This is a genomic window from Frigoribacterium salinisoli (assembly GCF_054781095.1).
The window spans coordinates 415,817-435,216 of sequence record NZ_BAAGVB010000002.1 but is presented as its reverse complement, the minus strand read 5'-3'; the positions used below and the strand labels follow the sequence as shown (position 1 = coordinate 435,216).

The window sequence follows — 19,400 nt, the reverse complement described above, 5'->3', positions numbered from 1 at the left end:
GGTCATTTCGCACTGAAGAACATTCGGCACTATTCTTCACGTGCACGTCCGCTCCCGAGGGCTGGTCGAGGTCGACGGTCCGAGGAGGTACGGGGCCACGGCACTCGCCGACGTGCGACCGCCGACCGACACGGCGAACGTTCTTCAGGGGGGACGACCGAGTGAGCACCACAGCAGGGCAGCACCACGGCCTCCGGACCGAGCAGCCCGCTGCCTGGGCCAGGAGGTACTCCCGCTACCTGAGCGCGACGGACGCCGTCGTGGTGGTCGTGGCGGTCATCCTCGCCGAGATCGCCTGGCACTCGTGGACCGTCACGGTGGGCAACGGCGCCTCGTCGACGGGGCCCCTCCTGACCAACCGCCACACGATCGCCTCGGTCGTCCTCGTCGTCTGCTGGTTGACCGCGCTGTCCGCCTACGGAACGCGCGATGCCCGGATCATCGGGCAGGGGACGCTCGAGTACCGCCGGGTCCTGCAGTCGTCGCTCATGCTCTTCGGCACGTACGCCATCGTCGCGGTCATCCTCGACCTCCAGCTCGGCCGCAGCTTCGTCCTGACGGCGTTCCCCCTCGCGGCGGTCGGACTGATCGCTTCTCGGTGGGGCTGGCGACAGTGGCTCGTGCGGCGCCGCGAGGCGGGCCAGTACGTGTCCCGCGCACTGCTCGTGGGTTCGCGCCACACCGTCGAGCACCTCGCCGAGCAGCTCGCCGGCCAGCCCAGTGCGGGGTACGACCCGGCCTTCGGTTGCATCCCGGGGGGCCGAGAGGGAGAGGTGCTCGGGCGACGCGGTCTGCGCGTCGTGGGCACGATCCAGGAGGTCGAGCTCGCCCTGTCGCGCATCGACGTGGACTGCGTCATCGTCACGAGCAGCGACGACCTGTCCCCGAGGGCCGTTCGACACCTGGGTTGGTCACTCGAGGAGTCGGGCACGGAGCTCATCGTCGCCCCCGCGCTCACCGATGTCGCGGGCCCGCGCATGCACGCGCGTCCGGTCGCGGGCCTACCCCTCATCCACGTCGAGTCCCCCGTCTTCGGTGGGCGGAAGGCCTGGACCAAGATCGCCATCGACCGCGCTGCAGCAGCCCTCGGCGTCCTCCTGCTCTCACCCCTGTTGATCGGCATCGCGATCGCGATCAAGTCGACCTCGACCGGCCCTGTCCTGTTCCGGCAGCAGCGCGTCGGGCTGGGTGGCGAGACGTTCACGATGTTCAAGTTCCGGTCGATGAGCACGGACGCCGAGGCGCGACTCGAGGCCTTGCGCCAGGCGCAGCCCAGTGCGGGCAACGAGGTCCTGTTCAAGATGAAGGAGGACCCTCGCGTCACGCGCGTGGGAGCCGTCCTCCGTCGGTACAGCTTGGACGAGCTGCCGCAGCTCTTCAACGTGCTCAACGGGACGATGTCGCTCGTCGGGCCGCGTCCTCCCCTCGACGCGGAGACGAAGGCCTACGAGAAGCACAACTTCCGGAGGTTCCTGGTGCGCCCCGGCATCACGGGCCTCTGGCAGGTCAGCGGCCGGAGCGACCTGTCGTGGGAGGACTCTGTCCGACTGGATCTCTACTACGTCGAGAACTGGTCCGTGCTCAACGATTTCATCCTTCTCGCGCGTACGGCGCGCGCAGTTCTGGCGGGAACGGGAGCCTACTGATGCCCCACGGGAGAACGCCTCCCGTGACCGCGGTCACGACCCCCACGAGAATGCGCTGGTGAACATCCTTGAAGAACGGTAACGCGCCAACATCATCCGTGCGCGTCGTCCCAGAGCTCCGGAGCGTCCACATCGAACGCTTCTTCGCTGGTCGGCCGAGCGCGCTGTACTACCTCGGACGCAACTACGACCTGGGCACGCAGACCGTGCCCGGCAGGATCGAGCACGCCTCTCTCTCCAGGCTGGTCGCGACCCTGTGGCGCAGCGATGCGGAGGTCCTCGAGACCCCCGAGCCCCTGTGGATGCGCGAGTTCCCACGGACGGCAGTCATGGGCCTGACCTGGAAGCTCTCGGGGGTGCTGCGCCGGAGACGACGTCGCGTCGTGTCCTACTGCATGGAGAACAACGACTTCACCACCCTGGTCCTGGGACGAGGACGACGAATTCCCGGCGTCGTCTCCATCGGCCGCGCCGCCATCGCCGCGTACATCCGCACGTGCGTGGACAAGCTCGCCTTCGCGAGCCCCGCAGCCCGCACGGCGTACGGTCCCTTCTTGCGCGGCGATACGGCTCTCGAGCGCAAGGACTTCCTCGAGCTGCCCCCTGCGGAGCCGGTGCTCCCCGACAAGCGGCCGGAGAGCGCGGTGTTCGTCGGAGCCCTCGAGACGAGGAAGGGCGTCGACGAGCTGCGACGCGCCTGGGAACAAGTGGAGCACGCGCGGCCGGATGCCACCCTGACGGTCGTCGGCACTGGCGACGGCGCGGCCTCCTTCGTCGCTTGGTGTGGACGACGTCCCACCCACCGTCGCTACCTCGGTCTCGTGAGCCGCGAAGAGGCGATGGCGGAGATCGCGCGGAGCACTGTCCTGGTAGCCCCCTCGGTCCCCGACGGTCGCTGGAGGGAGCAGATCGGGCTGCCCATCAAGGAAGCCCTCGCACGAGGCTGCCAGATCGTGACGACGGATCAGACCGGACTGGCACCGTGGCTCGGCGAGCACGGACATCAGATCGTCAGTGTCGAGCCCCGGCACGACTTCTCGGATCGCATCGCGCACTCACTGGACATCGCTCTGGGCGCCCCACTGGAGGTGAGCACGATCACCGGTTCCCTGCCCCGGCAGGACCAACGACTCGCGGCAGATGCATGGCTGCACGAGCAAGGCACCGTCTCCACCGAAGAGGTCGCCCTGGTCAACCCCCTGGGCCACGCCCTCGCGCACTACACCCACGCACTCAGTGAGACCCTGTCCGCGGAGGGCGCCCGCGTCTCGACCGCCTCCGTGCCGGAGCCGTCGGCCGACGGCAGCAGCCGGGCCGCATGGCTCGCGGCTTACGCCGGGAAGGTCCGTGAGCTGCGACGGTCCCGCCCAGACCACCTGATCGTGACCTGGCCGGTGCTCGGCTGGCTCGATCTGCTCGTCCTCGGCGTCCTGGCGCCCCGTGGGACCCGGGTATCACTCGTGGTCCACGATCCGGTGCCCCTCGTCCGGGCGATCGGGTACTCCTGGCTGGCGCGCTTCGCAGGGAGCACCGCCCTCCACCGGGTCTCCGTCATCGCGCACAGCAGATCCGCCATGGAGGCCCTGCCTCCAGGACGCATCTCTGACAAAGCGGTGCATCTCCCGCACCCCATCCTCGATCGCGTCCCCGCGCAGGAGCGCCCGACGTCGGAACGCGCCGTCGTCCGTGTGCTCGGCCAGTACAAGCCCGACCGCGACCTCGCGACGCTCGACGCGCTGGGGCGACACCTCGCGGGCCGGTTCGAGCTCGAGATCGTGGGCCGGGGGTGGCCCCACGTGGATGGGTGGACGGTGGAGGACGCCTTCGTCCCAGAGTCGCGCCTCGACCATCTCATCGCGACGAGCTCGGTCGTCCTCATCCCCTACAGCCGCTTCTTCCAGAGCGGCATCGCCGTACGTTGCCTCGAACTCGGCACCCCCGTCGTCGGGCCGAGGGACAGCAGCCTCGCTGACCTCTTCCTCGGCATGGACGACCTCCTGGTGCCTCCGGTCGCCCAGGACGTCGCTCGTGCCGAGGAGTGGGACACGTGCATCAGGCGTGCCGCCGTCATGGCCACGAGCGAGGTCCACGACGTCCGACGAGACGTCCTGGCAAGCAACCGCACGGCCTGGAGGAACTGGCTCCGAGGAACGGGACCCCGCGCGTGACCCACTCGATCCTCTTCATCGCCGCCTGCCTCGCACTGTCCCTCGTCGGCCTCCGTCGGCCGGTCGTGACAGCGACGGTGGCCGTGGCGTTCTACGTCTTCGTCCCCCTCGCGAGCAGCCAGCTCGTCGTGGGCGTCGCCCTGGGGCAGCTCGCTCTCCTTCACCCGTCCACGCTCCTCGTGCTCATCCAGCTCGCGATGTCACTGCTGCTGGACGGGCGCAGGTTCTTCAGCGCGCTCGGATCGGTCCCCCTGATGACGGTGGCCGTCGGCCTCTTCATGACGCTCGCCGTGTTCTCGACGTACCCCGTGACGGGGCTCGGTGGCCTGACCATCGTCTTGCACCAGGTGCTCGCTCCGTTCGGCGTCTTCCTCCTCGTCCAACAGCTCGACACTCGTGCGGCCCGACGCCTGGTGCAGGCCTTCCTCGCGTTCTGCGCGGTGCAGGCACTGCTCGTCGTGCTCGTGGCCATCGGCGTCGTAGGACAGCCCTATGCGGCCACCCTTCGAGCGACCTTCAGCTGGTACGCCCTGGACGCAGCGGGCGGACGAGCCCTCGGGACGGCGGATCATCCGCTGGTGCTCGGCATGCTGCTCGCTCTGGCGATCCCGTTCGTCACGGTCCTCCAGAGGGTCTGGCTCCAGGTAGCACTGTCGGGCCTTTTCGTCCTCGGTGTGGTCCTCGCTCAAGCCAGGACGAGCCTGGCGTTGGCAGTCGTGGCCGTCGCTGCGCTCGTCATCCGCTCCAGCCTGTCTCGCCGTGCACGAGGTGCGCTCGTGGTCGGTCTGCTGATCGCGGGAGCCTTCGCCGTCTCGTCCAGCCTCACTGCCGGCCTCTCGGAACGACTGCGTGACGACGGCGGATCAGCGGACGGCCGCCTGCGGGCCTGGTCGAACGCCTTCGATCTGTGGGGCTCCAACCTCACCCTGGGCTCGGGCCCAGGAGCGAGCGCCCAGGCAGCCTTCGCGGCCGGGCTCGGGACATCCTTCGAGAACCCCCTCCTCATGTACGCGGTCGAGTACGGCGTCCTGGGCACCTTGGCGCTGTTCATCGGCATGTTCGTCGTCCTGCGGCACCGGGCGGGCACCTCCAGCGCTGTCAGCGGGGCCACGGTCGCCGCCCTCGTCGCGATCGTGGCGGTGCACTCGTTCAGCTCGCTGGCCACCATCAACAACTCGGGTGGCCTGCTCTTCCTCTGCCTCGCGCTCGCGTCCCTCCGCACGTCCACCGCGGACGGGACCGACGACGACGCGCTCCAGGACACATGGAGGGATTCGTCGCGAACCCGCCCGGTCGACCGGACCCTGGCGCCTCGATGAGCGGTCGACCACCAGGCGGCTGGAGCAGCAACGTCCTCCTCACGATGGTGGGCAACTCGTTCGCCCCGCTCGCCGCCCTCGCCACTGCCCCCGTCCTCGCCCAGTCGCTGGGCGTCTTCGGGCGAGGACAGGTGGCCGGCGCGATCGCACCGCTCCTGCTCGCATCCACCGTCGCGACCCTGGGGATCCCCGCCGCCGTGAACTACAGCGTGGCGCGACACCCCGCTCTCCTGCGTCGCGTGCTCAGCAGGGCCGCGGTCGTCCTGCTCGTGTCCGGCCTCGTCGCCTCCGCCTCGGTGTTCCTGCTGGTGGGATTCCTCAGCGATGGTGATCCTGCGCTCGGGCAGCTCATAGCCGTGGCGGCCGCGGCCGTGGTCCCCACCGTGCTGACCGGTCTGCTGCAAGCCGCCGCCTCGGGGCTGCACCTGTGGCGGTGCGTCTCCAGGGAGCGCTTCATCTCTGCCCTCGTGCGACTCGTCGCCATCGTGTTCCTCGCCGTGGCCGGCGAGCTCGACGTCTTCCGTGCCGTCGTCGTCCTGGCCGTGTCGCCCGTCCTCGGCTCGCTGGCCTACGGCCCCGTCCTCGCGCTCCTCTGGTCGCACTCGACACCCCGGGACGACGTACCGGGCGATGGGGGACGAACGGGCGAGCTCTTCACGTACGGTCTCCGTGTCTGGGTGGGATCGATGTCCGGTGTGCTCCTGACGCGTCTCGACCAGACGCTCATGGTGCCACTCTCGAGCGAGGTCCAGCTCGGCCTCTACGTGGTCGCCGTCACGGTCGCTGATCTCCCCCTCATCATCACCAACGCTGTGCGCGACGTCACGTTCAGTAGCGACGCTGCCAAGGCGAACGATGCCAGGCTCGGCATGGCCGCGCGCATCTCCACGCTGGCGGCCCTGGTGGTCTGCGGGGGCCTTGCAGCGAGCTGCTGGTGGTGGATCCCCCTCTTGTTCGGCGACGACTTCGCGGGTTCCGTCCCCGTCTGCCTGATCCTGCTGCTCTCGGTCGTCCTGGGGACTCCCGGCTCGCTTGCCGGCATCGCCCTGAGCTCGAGGGGATCACCACAGCTCAGGAGCACCTCCCTGCTCGTCGCGTGCGTCGTCAACATCGTCCTGCTCCTGCTCCTGGTCCCTGTCATGGGAGCCGTAGGCGCCGCAGTGTCGACCCTCGTCGGCACGATCGCCGCAGCGAACCTCAACGTGCTGTTCCTGCGCCGACGCTTCGGGATACCGGCTACGGCGTTCTACGGGTTCCGGGCGGACGATGTCAGCACCCTCCTCGCCCGACTGCGCCGGAAGGACAGGTGAGCGGACGCCGCCTCGACCGCTCAGGCCCCCTGGTCTGGGCACTAGGCAACCTCCGACGTCCTGGTTACCGTAGAACCACCATGCTCGACCGGGGATGAAGTCGAGGTGATTGACCCAGCCCCTTGAACGGTAGGAACTGGTCATGCGACGTACCCGGCTGATGGCGACGGTGGCCCTCACCCTCACCCTCATCGTCACCGCCACGAGTCTGAGCCTCGGTCCGGCGGCTCCCGCGAGCGCTCTCCCCGCGCTCGGCAAGGTCGTGGCGCATCCTCGGCTCCTGGCGGACGCCGAGCAGTTCCAGCAAGCGCTCGGCGGCCTGAGGCAAGACGATCTCGGCAGTGAGTGGCTACGCTCCCTCTCGCAGCGGGGTGAGGAGCTGGCCCGGGCCGACCGGCCGACGTACGACGTGTCCTCGGGCGACCTCCTCGAGGTGTCGCGCTCCGTCCTGGACAGGTCGTACCACTTCAGCTTCCTGTGGCGCCAGACCGGAGAGCGGCGCTGGCTCGACCTCGGCCGCGCCGAGCTCCTGAACGCCGCGAGCTTCCGCGACTGGAACCCCGAGCACTTCCTCGACACCGCCGAGATGATGCACGCGTTGTCGCTCGGCTACGACTGGATGTACGACGGACTGTCCGAGCAGGACCGGCAGACGATCCGCACGGCCCTCATCGACAAGGGCCTCGGGCCGGCTCGGGCCCAGTACACAGCCGGTGCGAGCTGGACGAGACAGTCGGGCAACTGGAACCTCGTCGTCAACTCGGCCGTCGGGATCACGGCACTGGCCCTGGGCACGGAGGGCAGCTCGATCTCGCAGGCGAGCCTCGACGCGGCCAACGAGAGCATCAAGCACGGACTCGCGACCTACGCCCCTGACGGGGGCTTCGACGAGGGCCTGACGTACTGGTCCTACGGGACGAGCTACCTGGCCACCTACCTCGATTCCCTCAGGACGGCCTTGAACGACGACGGGGGGCTCTCACGAAGCCCGGGCCTCAGTCAGACCGTCGCGTTCAGCGAGCACGTCGTCGGCCCGTCCTCACTCGGTTTCGCCTTTGGCGACGCCTGGCAGAACGAGGCCCTGACCGATGCCTCCTTGGGCATGGAGTGGGTCCTGGGCACGGCACCCACCCCGGATCGCGCCGTGGGGCAGCCCCGGACCGACATCGACGCGGCGTCGCCGCGCGGCATCCTCTGGCTCGGCAAGGGTCTGGCAGCGCAGTCGCCCTCGGCTCCGCCCCTGCCCCTCGACAAGGTGACCTCGTCCGCGGGCATGGTCTCGATGAGGGGCGCGTGGAACGACGTGGACACAGCGTTCGTCGCGGCGCGGGATGCGTCGACCGAGCGCACCGGGCACAGCGACCTCGACCAAGGCTCGTTCGTCTTCGATGCGCTCGGCGAGAACTGGATCACGGAGAAGGGCGCCGACTCGTACGGCCTCGACGGGTACTTCGACGTGCCCGGGGGCGAGCGCTGGCGCTACTACTCGAAGCGAGCCGAGGGCCACAGCACCCTGGTGACGAACCCTGCCGACAAGGCCGACGCCATCCCTGCGAAGGGCCAGGGGGCCGCCACGCGCGTTGTCCAGTCGGACGGCGACGCCGGGGCCGCGATCATGGACCTCCAGGGTGCCCGAGCCGACCTCTCGACGTGGCGCCGCGGAGTCCGACTCTTCGATGGTCGCAAGCAGCTGCTCGTGCAGGACGAGATCACCCCCAAGGGCAGTGTCGACCTCTGGTCGTTCCTGCAGACCCGCGCAGCCGTCACCGTGGGCAGCGACGGACGCTCGGCGACCCTGTACCAGGGCGGGAAGAAGGTCCTCGTCCGACTGGTCGGCGGTCCCGGGACGCTCCGTGCCATGCAGGACGCACCGTTGTGGAGCTCCCCTCAGCCGAGTCAGAAGGACTTCTCGCGGAGCACCAAGCTCATGGTGCACACCAGGGTCACGGCCCCCACGACGTTCACGCTCCAGTTGACCCCGCTGCCGACGGACGACGTCCCCGCCGCCGTCACGCCGCAGGCGATGTCGACGTGGCCGAGCACCAGCGCCCGGAACAAGGCCGGGTCCATGACGATCAACGGAGCACCGCTGCCCGCGTTCTCGCCCTCGCAGTTCAGCTACACGCTGACCGCCTCGGTGAAGGGCCCCCCTCCGGTGGTCGGAGTCGCCCCGGGGGTCGGGCAGGAGGTCCGTGTGACGCAGGCGACGAAGGTGCCGGGTCGCGCCACCGTCCGAGTGACGTCGGGGCAGCAGCAGGCCGGCCTGTACACGATCGATTTCGTTCGGGGAGCCCTTCCTCTGGCCGCCCCGACAACGGCCCCGAACGGCGCACACGAGGCCTTGGACCGCGACCGCTACTCCGCCTGGGACGTGCGCGGACGCCAGGTCCTGACCCTGCCCCTGGGACAGGAGCAGATGGTGAGCCACGCCGAGTTGACCTGGGCCGCGGGCGACACCTCCGACACGGCCTACGGCATCGAGGTCTCCGCGGACGGGAGGACCTGGCGACGCGTGTACACCGGGTCCCCCCGATCGCAGGGCGTCGCTGAGTGGGCGTCCTTCACGACGGGCCCCGTACCGGCACGCCACGTCCGTCTCATCGTGAACGCGGGCTCCACTGACCGGGCGGTCTCGCTGCGTCACTTCGAGCTGCACGGCGACAATGCTCCGAGGCGAGCGACGAGCCCCGCAGGGGACACGACCCGCATGACGGGCAGCAACACGCCCGCGCAGCTCAAGCTCGGGTCGACGATGCAGCTGTCCTACGCGTTCGAGGGCGCTCACGCCGCCGCCGCGAAGGACGCGCGGCCGACCTTCACCTCGACCGATCCGTCCGTCGCGACAGTGTCGTCCACGGGAGCCATCACGGCGAAGGGCGCAGGTCGGACGAACGTCGGCGCCTACCTGACCGTCGGCGGCAAGCTCCTGTTCACCGTTCGTCCGATCACGGTGACCGATCCGAAGGAGCTCGAGCTCACGGCGGTCGAGGACGCTCACGTGCACGGTGGCGGGAGCAACGCCACGACGACGTTCGGTCGCGCCCCGGCCATGAGCATCTTGCACAAGCCGTCGTACCCGGCTTTCGATCGCGAGGGCTACGTCAAGTTCGACATCGGCACGCTGCGAACGTCCGACGTCGCCGCCGCTACCTTGGTCGTCCGGTCGTCCTTGCCCGGCGGTACGAGTTCGTCCAAGGAGACGCTGGCCGCCCGCGCGGTGAGCAGCACGTGGGACGAGAAGACCGTCACCTTCGAGGGGCGGCCGTCGATGGGCAGGGTGCAAGGTACTGGTGTCGTGAGCGCCGCCTCGGTCACCACCTCGATCGACGTGACCGACTACGTCCGATCCGCATCGGGTCGGTCGCTGTCGCTCGGGCTCACCCAGACGACCCAGTCACCGACGACGGAGATCTCCGTGGGCACGAAGGAGGGACGGCTCCCGGCGACGCTGCTGATCACCTATCGGTAGCGAAGAGCTCGACCGCTTCGCCCACGCTAGCGGAGCGGCTCCACCGCCCTGTGCAGCCCCTCGACGAGGTCGTCCACCGAAGCGTCGACGGCTTCGGACTCCTCGACAGCGGCGTCGTGCTGGACGCGACGCTCGTCGTCGTCGAGGAAGGCCTGATAAGGGATGAGATGAGCAGGTCTCCCCACGGACGAGAAGTAGTCGCGGTACTTGAACGCGGGAGCCGCGGGCGCGGTCTCGGCGAGGCTGATGAGACGTGCGGGCGTACGGAGGGCGTGCGAGAGGATCAGCCCGTGCATGCCCGATGTGAGCACCTGCTCTGCCCCCTGGATCGCATCGATCATGTCGAGGGGGTCCGTCGTGGGTGGCACGACGCGGTAACCGGCGGCTGCGAGCTGACGCAGCCGCGACCTCGCACCAGCGGACTGGAAAACAGTGAAGTGCGGGATGACGATGGCCCCTGAGCGTCTGCGACCGTCCGCGAACGACCTGGTCAGGAGCCCCGGGTCTCCTTGCGGCGTCCCATCAGGAACAGCGAGCGCCCGCGCCGTGCCCGGTCCTCTGACCGCAAGGACCTTTGCGGGGTCGAGGGCTGATCTCTCCTGGGCCGTCACCTCACGATTGAGACCGCTCCCCCAGATGAGGCCGACCCCACCCTGCGTCAGGTACGGGACGAGGACGGAACCGATGGCCACGACGTCCTCGCTCCCCAAGGGCGCCCACCGCACGCGGGCACCAGTGACCCGGGCGAGGAGCACCTCGTTCAAGGCATCCCCGAAATTGGTCATGGCACGGGAGAGGGGCGACCGAAGCGCGGTCCATGCGATGCCGTGGTCCTTGAGCTCTCGCAGGAACAAGCGTGGGGAATGACGCGGACTCCACCAGTGGACGGCGATCTCAGTGGTCATCGTGCTCCTCCAGGGCGTGCGCGAGGTCGTGTCGGTCCTGAGCGCCGTAGGTCGCCCGGATCTGGTCGTCGTTGCCGCCGCCCCCGACGTTGGAGTCGAGGAGACCGCCTCCGCCTGCGCCTCGGACCGGCACGATCATCGCGGTCCCTCGGCCCAGGACGTGCCTCGTGGGAACGCCAGCCCTCAGACTCGTGGCGTGCAACCAGACGTCGTCCGCCCTGGGAGCGCACGTGAGGAAAGCGAGTCCGCCCTTCGCGAGGGCCGCCAGGACAGCGGGCGGATAGAGCGCGCCCCCCACACCGGTCGAGAAGTTCGCGAATGACCTCGAGCCGGACGGCGCCATCCGCCACGTGGAGTAGGGCGCGAGATCGGTTCCGTCGAAGCGCAGACGGCGCACGCGGTGCGCCATGACCGAGTGGGGTTCGCGCACATGGGCGTCGACGAGGGCGCGCAGCCAGTCGCGCGCGTAGAACACGTCGTCGTCCGCGGTCACGAGCGGGAGGTCGTCGTGCTCGTTCCGTCCGTCCACCACGCCGAACCACTTCTTGTGCGGGCCGAGGTCCGCCGCGAGACAGACCTCGAGCCCACGGCGCTCGAGGCGGCGGAGCACGCTCGGTCGTGGCAGTGAGAACTGGTCCTCATCGAGCCACAACAGGACTCGCCGTGGCTTCACGGTGCCGTGCCCGATCGACTCCACGACCAGGTGCACGTTGCGGAACCGTGCCCCGTACGTCGTCAGCGACACGACCACGGGTGCGGTCCCGGTCACAGGTGACCGCGACAGCCGGTTGCGGGCCGCGTAGAAGACCGTCTTCGACGCTCCGAGGGCCTCCGCACGCATCCGCCTGACGATGCCGCCGAGTGCCGTGATCCTCATCGCGCGGCTGACGGGACTGCGGGGTGACCCATCAGCGCCGCCGATCCGTCTGCCGCAGACCGCCCGTCAAAACGACGCCCCAGAATCGACCGAGACCCGCGTCGTGGTGCCGTCCGAGAGCCATACGGACTCCTGCGCGGCGGCGACGACGATGCTCGACGCCGTCGGGTCGAGGTCGGCGGCACAGCCGCTGAGCGCGGCCGTCGTGGCGGACGCGTCCCCGACCGTCCTCAGGACGCCCACGCCGTCGCAGGCGGGCGAGCCCGCGATGGCCAGGACATAGGTCTGGTCCGTGGAGCTCACCGAGACGGCGTAGGGGACCTGCACGCCGGGACTCCACGTCACCCCACCGTCGGCCGTCGTCATCAGGGCGCCGTCGGAGCAGAGCACGCCCGCGGCCAAGTCGGTCCTCGGAGCGAGACTGACGATGGACTCGCAGGGGGCGACGTCCACGCGGGAGGGCGAGCTGAGCTCGCCGTTCTCGACGGACGACAACCGCCAGGTCGCCGGCAGACGCTCGGGATAGGCGCCGAAGCCTTGCCCCGAGGTGTAGGTCGCTGTCAGGTCGAGGGTGCACGAGGGACCGCTCAGCCCGACCAGGTAGGCGTAGTCGGCAGTGACGGCCTGCAGTCGGGTGACCGAGTGCATGTCCGTGCTGACGGCAGAGGCGCTCCACGTGGCGCCACCGTCGTCGGTCTTCTCGAGGACCGTCGAGCTACCCGCTCCGCAGTCGCCGGTGGCGGCCCGGTACGCGGTCTGGGAGTTCACGGCGGACAAGAACGACTCCGGCGGGGCGAGCGGGCGGGGCGGCTCCGTAGGCTCAGGCGTCGTCGAGGCCTCCGACTCCTCGGGCAGCGCCTCGGGCGGGCTCACGGCCTCGGCCGATGCTGCGCCCTCGTCGGGCCGCAGGAGCACGTGCGCGACGAGTGCCACGTCGAAGATCAGGAACACGACGAGGCCTGCTATGACGAGGGGCTTCCACGAACGCGTACCGCGACGCTTGGCCTGCTTCGGTCGACGAGCCATCACTCGCCCTCACTTTCTCCAGTCCGGAGCCGCGCGGCGACGGCGAGGAGCTGGATGACGACGTCCGCCGCAGGCACCAGCTGTCGTCCCGACTCCTCGTAGACCTCGTCCGAGCGGCGATAGGGATCGACGACGTCGTCGTCGAGGGGGCTGTCGGGGCCCTCGACCGTTCCGCGGCGACTCGCAACAGCCATGACCGCTTCCCTGAGGCGGCCCTTGACGTCGTCGATCGGCAACGCGGCCGCTGCATCGAGGTCGGTCGTGACCATCCCCTCGGCCAACCGGGCGAACTCCCGCAGCGTGAAGGTGTAGCGCGAGGCCCGAGGGAACTGGGACACCACGGCGCGACGGTGCTCGCGACCCATCACGAGGACCAAGTCCGCTTGGGCGATGTGACCCTCCATGAGGAAGCGAGCCTCGTGCGCGTCCGGGACCGCGCCATAGCGACGCGAGAGCGCCTGCGCTTGGTCAGGCATGCGCTGCCCGTCACGGGCATCGGTGCCCGCGCTCTCGAGGACGATGCCCTCGACGAACTTGGACTCCAACCCCACTCTCAGGTACTGCTCGGCCAGCGGCGAACGGCAGATGTTGCCCGTGCAGACGGTCAGGATCCGGAACACCGACGCCGTCATCAGCTGCGCGCCTTCGATCGAGCTGAACCTTGAGGCGTCGACGTCGACGACTGCACGTCGTCCTGGTCCATGCCGTAGTAGTGGCCGTAGTTGCCGTACCCGTAGGAGTCGGGGCCCTTCGTGGGGAGCATGGTGAGGACGATGCCCAGCACGGTGCTGCCGATGTGGTCGAGGTTCCGGAGCGCGGACTCCAGCTCCGTGCGACGTGTACGGCCTGCTGCCGCCACCACGAGGGCGCCACCCGTGAGCTTGGACAGGATGGCGGCGTCTGTGACGGGCAGGAGCGGCGGAGCGTCGATGACCACGTAGTCGAAACCCGTCGTCAGGCGTTCGAGCAGCTCGACCATCGCTTTCGACCCGAGGAGTTCGCTCGGGTTGGGCGGCACCTGCCCGGCGGGGAGCACGAACATGCGTCCTCGACCCCAGGGCTGCATGACGTCCTCGAGATCTGCTCGCCCGATGAGGACATCGGTGAGGCCTGCTGCGCCTTCCAGGCCCATCGTCTCGGCGAGACGGGGCAGGCGGAGGTCTCCATCGACGACGACGACCGAGGCTCCGCTCTCAGCGAGAGCGATGGCGAGGTTCGACGTCGTGGTGGTCTTGCCCTCACTCGGCAGCGAAGAGGTCACGACGAAGGAGCGAGAACCTCCGTCGAGATTGACGAACTGCAGGTTCGTCCGCAGGGACCGGAACGACTCGGCTCTCGGATTGCGGGGATCGACGTGCACCACCAGGGGCTTTCGCTTCGCGTCGGGGTCGAAGCTGATGCCACCCAGGATCGGAGCGCTGGTGACGGTCTTGATGTCGTCCAGGCCGTGGATCCGGGTGTCAAGGGTACTGCGGAGCACGGCGGCACCGACGCCGAGCGCGAGGCCCGCGAGCAGGCCGAGCGCGATGTTGATCAGCGGACGGGGAGATGAGGGCGTCGTGGCGGAGATGGCGGGCTCGACGGTCGCGATCTTGACGAGGCTCGGACCGCCACCCGTCGGGGACTCCAGCTCGTCGACGACGACTGACGCGAAGCTCGCGCCGACGGCATTGGCGATCTCGGCTGCCCTCTCGCCATCCGTGTCCTGCACCGTGATGTCGATGAGGACGGTGTTGGTAGGAGTCTCGGCGTTGATCTGATCGGCGAGCTGCTGCGGGGTGACCGCGAGCCCCAGCTCGTCGATGACCGGGGAGAGCACGCTGCGACTGGTGACGACGTCGACGTACGACCGGACCTTCTGCTGCGCGGCGCTCGAGCCCTGGACCAGGTCACTGGCGCTCGAGGACTCCGACGACTGAACGCTGACGAAGAGCTGGGTCGAGGCGGTGTACTTTGGCGTTGCCGCCAGGGTCGCCAGACCGGCTGCCGCGACGCCGACGAGCATCACCGCCACGATGATCATCCAACCCTTGCGGACGATCCTGATGTAGTCACGCAGCTCCATGCGGCGGCCTCTATTCCTGTCGACGGTCGGGTGCTCGGCGACATCAAGACCCCCGAGAAAGCCCGGGTGGTCGCTGCGCGACGAATGCCGCTGCGGCTCGACCACTCCCCTGAGCCCGACACCATCTTGACACATGGAGGCGCCGTCTCCGAGGAACGGGGCTCCGTGCACCCCAGGGGTACCGCGAAGGGGGGGCCCGCGGCGCGTCAGGCGTCGAGGCGGGCGAGCACGGCTCGCGCGGTGCGCCGCCCGGCACGGGAGGCGCCGATCGTGGACGCCTGGGGACCGTACCCGGCGAGCAGCACGCGCGGGTCGCGGAGGGCCACGCCGCCCTCGACCGGGACGCCGCCCTCCAGCCCGCGCAGGCCGAGGGGGGCGAGGTGGCGCAGCTCGGCGCGCCAGCCGGTCGCCCAGACGATCGCGTCGACGGGCGTCCTCGTGCCGTCGGGCCAGACCACGGCCTCCTGCTCGACGCGCGTGAACATCGGGCGGTCGACGAGCACGCCGCGCTCCCGAGCCGCGGCCGCCGCCCGCGTCAGCCAGAGCCCGGTGCCGGCGACGATGCTCGGCAGCGGGCGACCGGCACGGGCGGCCCGGTCCTGTTCGGCGACGGCCGCCACGGCCTGCGCGACGCCGAGCTCCGTCCCCTCGTGCCAGTGCACGGGGCGCCGCGTCGCCCAGGTCGTCGACGCCGCCACGCCCTCGAGGTCGAGCAGGTGCCCGACCGCGCTCGTGCCGCCGCCCACGACGACGACGCGCAGGCCGCGCAGGTCCGACGCGTCCCGCCACTCGGCCGTGTGCAGCTGCCGCCCGCGGAACGCCCCTCGCCCCGGGACCGTGGGCACGAACGGTGCACCCCAGGTGCCGCTCGCGTTGACGAGCACCTCGGTGACGAGCGGTCCGGAGGCCCCGGTCGCCGACACGAGGAGCCCGCCCCCGCCGTCGGCCGCGTCGGCGACCCGGGTCACCTCCACCGGGCGCCGCACGCGCAGGCCGAAGGCGTCCTCGTAGCGGGCGTAGTACCGCGCCACGACGTCGCGCGCGGGCTCGTCCCTTGCGGCCGTGTCGAAGCTCAGGCCGAGCTCGGACATGCCCGGCAGGTCGGCGACGCGGTGCGCCGCGCCGAGCCGCAACGATGCCCACCGGTGCTGCCACGCGCCTCCTGCGCCCGGGCCGCGGTCGAGCACCACCAGGTCGCGTCCGGGCTCGAGGCCGAGGCGCCGCAGGTGCCACGCGACCGAGAGCCCGGCCTGCCCAGCGCCCACCACGACGACACGGGTACGCTCAGCGGCGCTGGTCTCGCTCACCTGCCCATCATGGCGTGCCGCGACCCCGTCCCGGGGTCGGTGCTCGTCGGGGTACATGATAGGATCAGCCGCAGTTTTTCCACTGTCACCTGTCGGTAGTCCCCGGTTCGTCCGACACCGTTTCCGGGCCTGAACAACGAGGGGGTCACGCATGGGGCGCGGCCGTCAAAAGGCGAAGCACACCAAGGTCGCTCGCGAGCTGAAGTACTTCAGCCCCGACACCAACTACGGTGCGCTCGAGCGAGAGCTCGCGAGCAAGAGCGAGAGCGGCGACGAGTTCGTCGACAAGTGGGCCGACGACTACGACGACGAACAGGCGCACGGGCACGACAAGTCCGCCTGACGCACGTCCGTCCGGCACCGATCGCCGAACAGCAGCAGCACTGAACGATGGAGTCCAGGTCACCCTGAGGTGACCTGGACTTCGTCGTGCTGCCGTCGTGCGGCACCGGCGCAGCGGGCAGGCGCACGGCGAGGGCACCGGCCCGCGGACCACCGGCCTGACCGGGAACCAGTGCGATGACCGGTTCCCGGTCAGAGAGGTGGTTCCAGGCGCGCGGGGCGCGGCGCCGCGAGGCTCAGCCCGCGTACGCCCCGACGAGCCGCACGGCCCCGCCGTCGACGCCCTTGGCGCCCTGCTCGAACCCGTCGAGGTCGCGCGCCGCGGTCGAGACGGTGCCGACCTGCCAGGTGTCGATGCCGGCGACGCGCAGCGCGGTGGCGACCTGGTCGGCGCGCGCGGCGTCGACGACGGCGATCATGCCGATGCCGAGGTTCCAGGTGCCCTCGCTCGACTCGAGCGTCGAACCGGCGAGGTCGCTGAGCACGCGGAACACGGGCAGCGGCGACCAGGAGGCACGGTCCAGCTCGGCCCACGCGCCCTGCGGCAGGACGCGCGCCAGGTTCGCCGCGATGCCCCCGCCCGTGACGTGGCTGAGGGCGTGCACGGCGCCGTCGAGCAGGCCGTCGTCGAGGACGGTGAGCAGCGGCGACGTGTAGAGCCGGGTGGGCTCGAGCAGCGCCTCGCCGATCGTGCCGGAGAGCTCGGGGAGCACGTCGCCCCAACCGAGGCCGCGCTCGGCGAGCACGTGCCGCACGAGCGAGAAGCCGTTGGAGTGCACGCCCGAGGAGGCCATCGCGAGGACGACGTCGCCGTCGCGCACGAGGTGCGGGCCGAGCTGCCGGTCGGCCTCGACGACGCCGACCGCGGCGCCGGCGACGTCGTAGTCGTCGGGGCCGAGCAGGCCGGGGTGCTCGGCGGTCTCGCCGCCGACGAGGGCGGTGCCCGTGGCGGAGCAGGCCCGGGCGATGCCCTCGACGATGCTCGCGATCCGCTCGGGGACCACGCGGCCGCAGGCGATGTAGTCGGTCATGACGAGGGGCCGCGCGCCCACGACGACGATGTCGTCGACGACCATGCCCACCAGGTCCTGCCCGATCGTGTCGTGCTTGTCGAGCGCCTGGGCGATCGCGACCTTGGTGCCGACGCCGTCGGTGGAGGTGGCCAGCAGCGGCCGGTCGTAGCCCTTGAGGAACGACACGTCGAACAGGCCGGCGAACCCGCCGACGCCCCCGACGACGCCCGGACCGTGCGTCGCCGACACGGCGGCCTTCATGAGCTCGACCGCCCGGTCGCCGGCGGCCGTGTCGACCCCCGCTGCGGCGTAGGAGGCACTGCTCGAGGCGGCGGGTGAGGTCACCATTCGTTCATCCGTTCGGTGGCGTGGCAGACTGCTGCGGTCACCCCAACTCTACGGTCTGGAGCCAGATCCGCATGTGCGGCATCGTCGGCCTCGTCGCGCACGAGCCCGCCAATCAACTCGTCTACGACTCGCTCCTCCTCCTGCAGCACAGAGGCCAGGACAGCACCGGCATCGCCACCGCGGAGGGCGGCGTCTTCCACATCCACAAGACCAAGGGGCAGGTGCGCGAGGCGTTCCGCACCCGTGACATGCGGGCCCTGCTCGGCACCATGGGCCTCGGCCACGTGCGCTACGCCACCCGGGGCGCGGCGACGAACGAGCAAGAGGCGCAGCCGTTCTACGTGAACGCCCCCTACGGGATCATCCTCGTGCACAACGGCAACCTCACGAACACCCGTGAGCTGACGAGCGAGCTGTTCCACGTCGACCGCCGGCACCTCAACACCAACAGCGACACCGAGCTGCTCGTCAACGTGCTCGCGCACGAGCTGCAGGCGCAGGTGGGCGGCACCGAGCTCGACCCCGACCAGGTCTTCGCGGCCGTCTCGCGGGTGCACGAGCGGGTCCAGGGCTCGTACGCGGCCATCGCGATGATCGCGGGCCACGGCCTCCTGGCGTTCCGCGACCCGTTCGGGATCCGCCCGCTGGTCCTCGGCCGCCGCACCACCGACTCCGGCAAGGAGGAGTGGATCGTCGCGAGCGAGTCGCTCGTGCTCGAGTCGGGCGGCTACGAGGTCGTGCGCGACGTCGCGCCCGGCGAGGCGGTCTTCGTCTCGCTCTCGGGCGAGATGGTGTCGCGGCAGTGCGCCGCGTCGCCGAGGCTCGTGCCGTGCGCCTTCGAGTACGTCTACCTGGCACGGCCCGACTCGGTGATGAACGGCATCTCGGTCTACGACGCGCGCCTGCGCATGGGCGACAAGCTGGCCGACACGATCGCGACGTACGCGCCCCTGGGCGACATCGACGTGGTCATGCCGATCCCCGACTCGTCGCGGCCCGCCGCGATGCAGGTCGCGCAGAAGCTCGGCATCGAGTACCGCGAGGGCTTCTACAAGAACCGCTACGTGGGCCGCACCTTCATCATGCCGGGACAGGGCGAGCGCAAGCGGTCGGTGCGCCAGAAGCTCAACGCGATGAGCAGCGAGTTCAAGGGCAAGAACATCCTCATCGTCGACGACTCGATCGTGCGCGGCACCACGTCGCGCGAGATCGTCGACATGGCGCGTGCCGCGGGCGCCGCGAAGGTGACGTTCACGTCGGCCGCTCCCCCGGTGCGCTACCCGCACGTGTACGGCATCAACATGCCCACGCGGCAGGAGCTCATCGCGCACGACCGCAAGATCCCCGAGATCGCGCGCGAGCTGGGCGCCGACCACCTCATCTACCAAGAGGTGGACGACCTGCGCTCGGCGATCATCGACGGCAGCGACGTGACCGAGCTCGAGATGAGCTGCTTCACGGGCGAGTACGTCACGGGCACGGTGAGCCCCGAGTACCTCGCCTGGGTCGAGGCGACCCAGCTCAGCTGAGCGCAGGAGGCGCGGGGCCGCTCCGGCGCCCGCGCCTCCGTCGGACGACGGGTGCGGCCGGACCCCCGCACTCCCT

Annotated in this window: 14 protein-coding genes; 7 read left to right on the top strand and 7 right to left on the bottom strand. The window is 70.1% G+C overall.

The window, feature by feature from the left end:
- Nucleotides 1–161: 161 nt before the first annotated feature.
- The 5 genes from ACYVHQ_RS07930 to ACYVHQ_RS07910 all read left to right on the top strand — a co-directional run bounded on the left by ACYVHQ_RS07930 (nt 162) and on the right by ACYVHQ_RS07910 (nt 9,912).
- The gene (locus ACYVHQ_RS07930) at nt 162–1,646 is read left to right on the top strand and encodes a sugar transferase (RefSeq protein WP_460511817.1); all 1,485 of its coding nucleotides are present in this window, start codon (nt 162–164) and stop codon (nt 1,644–1,646) included.
- 98 nt (nt 1,647–1,744) lie between these two features.
- The gene (locus tag ACYVHQ_RS07925; RefSeq protein WP_460511815.1) at nt 1,745–3,814 is read left to right on the top strand and encodes a glycosyltransferase; all 2,070 of its coding nucleotides are present in this window, start codon (nt 1,745–1,747) and stop codon (nt 3,812–3,814) included.
- Nucleotides 3,811–5,133, top strand: coding sequence for an O-antigen ligase family protein (locus ACYVHQ_RS07920; RefSeq protein WP_460511813.1), 1,323 nt, complete (start codon nt 3,811–3,813; stop codon nt 5,131–5,133). The genes ACYVHQ_RS07925 and ACYVHQ_RS07920 overlap by 4 nt, the downstream gene beginning before the upstream one ends.
- Nucleotides 5,130–6,443 (top strand): oligosaccharide flippase family protein, encoded by a 1,314-nt coding sequence (locus tag ACYVHQ_RS07915; RefSeq protein ID WP_460511811.1) that lies wholly within the window; start codon nt 5,130–5,132, stop codon nt 6,441–6,443. Before ACYVHQ_RS07920 ends, ACYVHQ_RS07915 begins: the two co-directional genes overlap by 4 nt.
- 142 nt (nt 6,444–6,585) lie before the next feature.
- On the top strand, nt 6,586–9,912 hold the full coding sequence (locus tag ACYVHQ_RS07910; protein ID WP_460511809.1) for a CBM96 family carbohydrate-binding protein: 3,327 nt from the start codon (nt 6,586–6,588) through the stop codon (nt 9,910–9,912).
- Between the two features lie 26 nt (nt 9,913–9,938).
- On the opposite strand, the gene ACYVHQ_RS07905 is transcribed toward ACYVHQ_RS07910, so the two are convergent.
- The 6 genes from ACYVHQ_RS07905 to ACYVHQ_RS07880 form a co-directional block, all read right to left on the bottom strand.
- Nucleotides 9,939–10,817: a polysaccharide pyruvyl transferase family protein gene (locus ACYVHQ_RS07905; RefSeq protein ID WP_460511807.1), complete on the bottom strand. Its 879-nt coding sequence runs from the start codon at nt 10,815–10,817 to the stop codon at nt 9,939–9,941.
- Nucleotides 10,807–11,514: a hypothetical protein gene (locus tag ACYVHQ_RS07900; protein ID WP_460511805.1), complete on the bottom strand. Its 708-nt coding sequence runs from the start codon at nt 11,512–11,514 to the stop codon at nt 10,807–10,809. Before ACYVHQ_RS07900 ends, ACYVHQ_RS07905 begins: the two co-directional genes overlap by 11 nt.
- Before the next feature lie 246 nt (nt 11,515–11,760).
- The gene (locus ACYVHQ_RS07895; RefSeq protein WP_460511803.1) at nt 11,761–12,720 is read right to left on the bottom strand and encodes a beta propeller repeat protein; all 960 of its coding nucleotides are present in this window, start codon (nt 12,718–12,720) and stop codon (nt 11,761–11,763) included.
- Nucleotides 12,720–13,352, bottom strand: a complete 633-nt coding sequence (locus ACYVHQ_RS07890) for an arsenate reductase/protein-tyrosine-phosphatase family protein (protein WP_460511802.1) — start codon at nt 13,350–13,352, stop codon at nt 12,720–12,722. Before ACYVHQ_RS07890 ends, ACYVHQ_RS07895 begins: the two co-directional genes overlap by 1 nt.
- Nucleotides 13,352–14,890: a tyrosine-protein kinase domain-containing protein gene (locus ACYVHQ_RS07885; protein WP_460511800.1), complete on the bottom strand. Its 1,539-nt coding sequence runs from the start codon at nt 14,888–14,890 to the stop codon at nt 13,352–13,354. Before ACYVHQ_RS07885 ends, ACYVHQ_RS07890 begins: the two co-directional genes overlap by 1 nt.
- Before the next feature lie 101 nt (nt 14,891–14,991).
- Nucleotides 14,992–16,092: an FAD-dependent oxidoreductase gene (locus tag ACYVHQ_RS07880; RefSeq protein ID WP_460511798.1), complete on the bottom strand. Its 1,101-nt coding sequence runs from the start codon at nt 16,090–16,092 to the stop codon at nt 14,992–14,994.
- A 151-nt stretch (nt 16,093–16,243) separates the two neighbouring features.
- Here ACYVHQ_RS07880 and ACYVHQ_RS07875 point away from each other — a divergent pair, with 151 nt between their 5' ends.
- The gene (locus ACYVHQ_RS07875) at nt 16,244–16,435 is read left to right on the top strand and encodes a DUF3073 domain-containing protein (RefSeq protein ID WP_460511795.1); all 192 of its coding nucleotides are present in this window, start codon (nt 16,244–16,246) and stop codon (nt 16,433–16,435) included.
- A gap of 235 nt (nt 16,436–16,670) precedes the next feature.
- On the opposite strand, the gene purM is transcribed toward ACYVHQ_RS07875, so the two are convergent.
- Nucleotides 16,671–17,795 (bottom strand): phosphoribosylformylglycinamidine cyclo-ligase, encoded by a 1,125-nt coding sequence (gene purM, locus ACYVHQ_RS07870; protein ID WP_460511793.1) that lies wholly within the window; start codon nt 17,793–17,795, stop codon nt 16,671–16,673.
- A gap of 71 nt (nt 17,796–17,866) precedes the next feature.
- Between purM and purF the strand changes: the two genes are divergently transcribed.
- Entirely contained in the window at nt 17,867–19,324 is a 1,458-nt protein-coding gene (purF, locus tag ACYVHQ_RS07865; RefSeq protein WP_460511791.1) for an amidophosphoribosyltransferase, read from the top strand.
- The last annotated feature ends 76 nt before the right edge of the window (nt 19,325–19,400 follow it).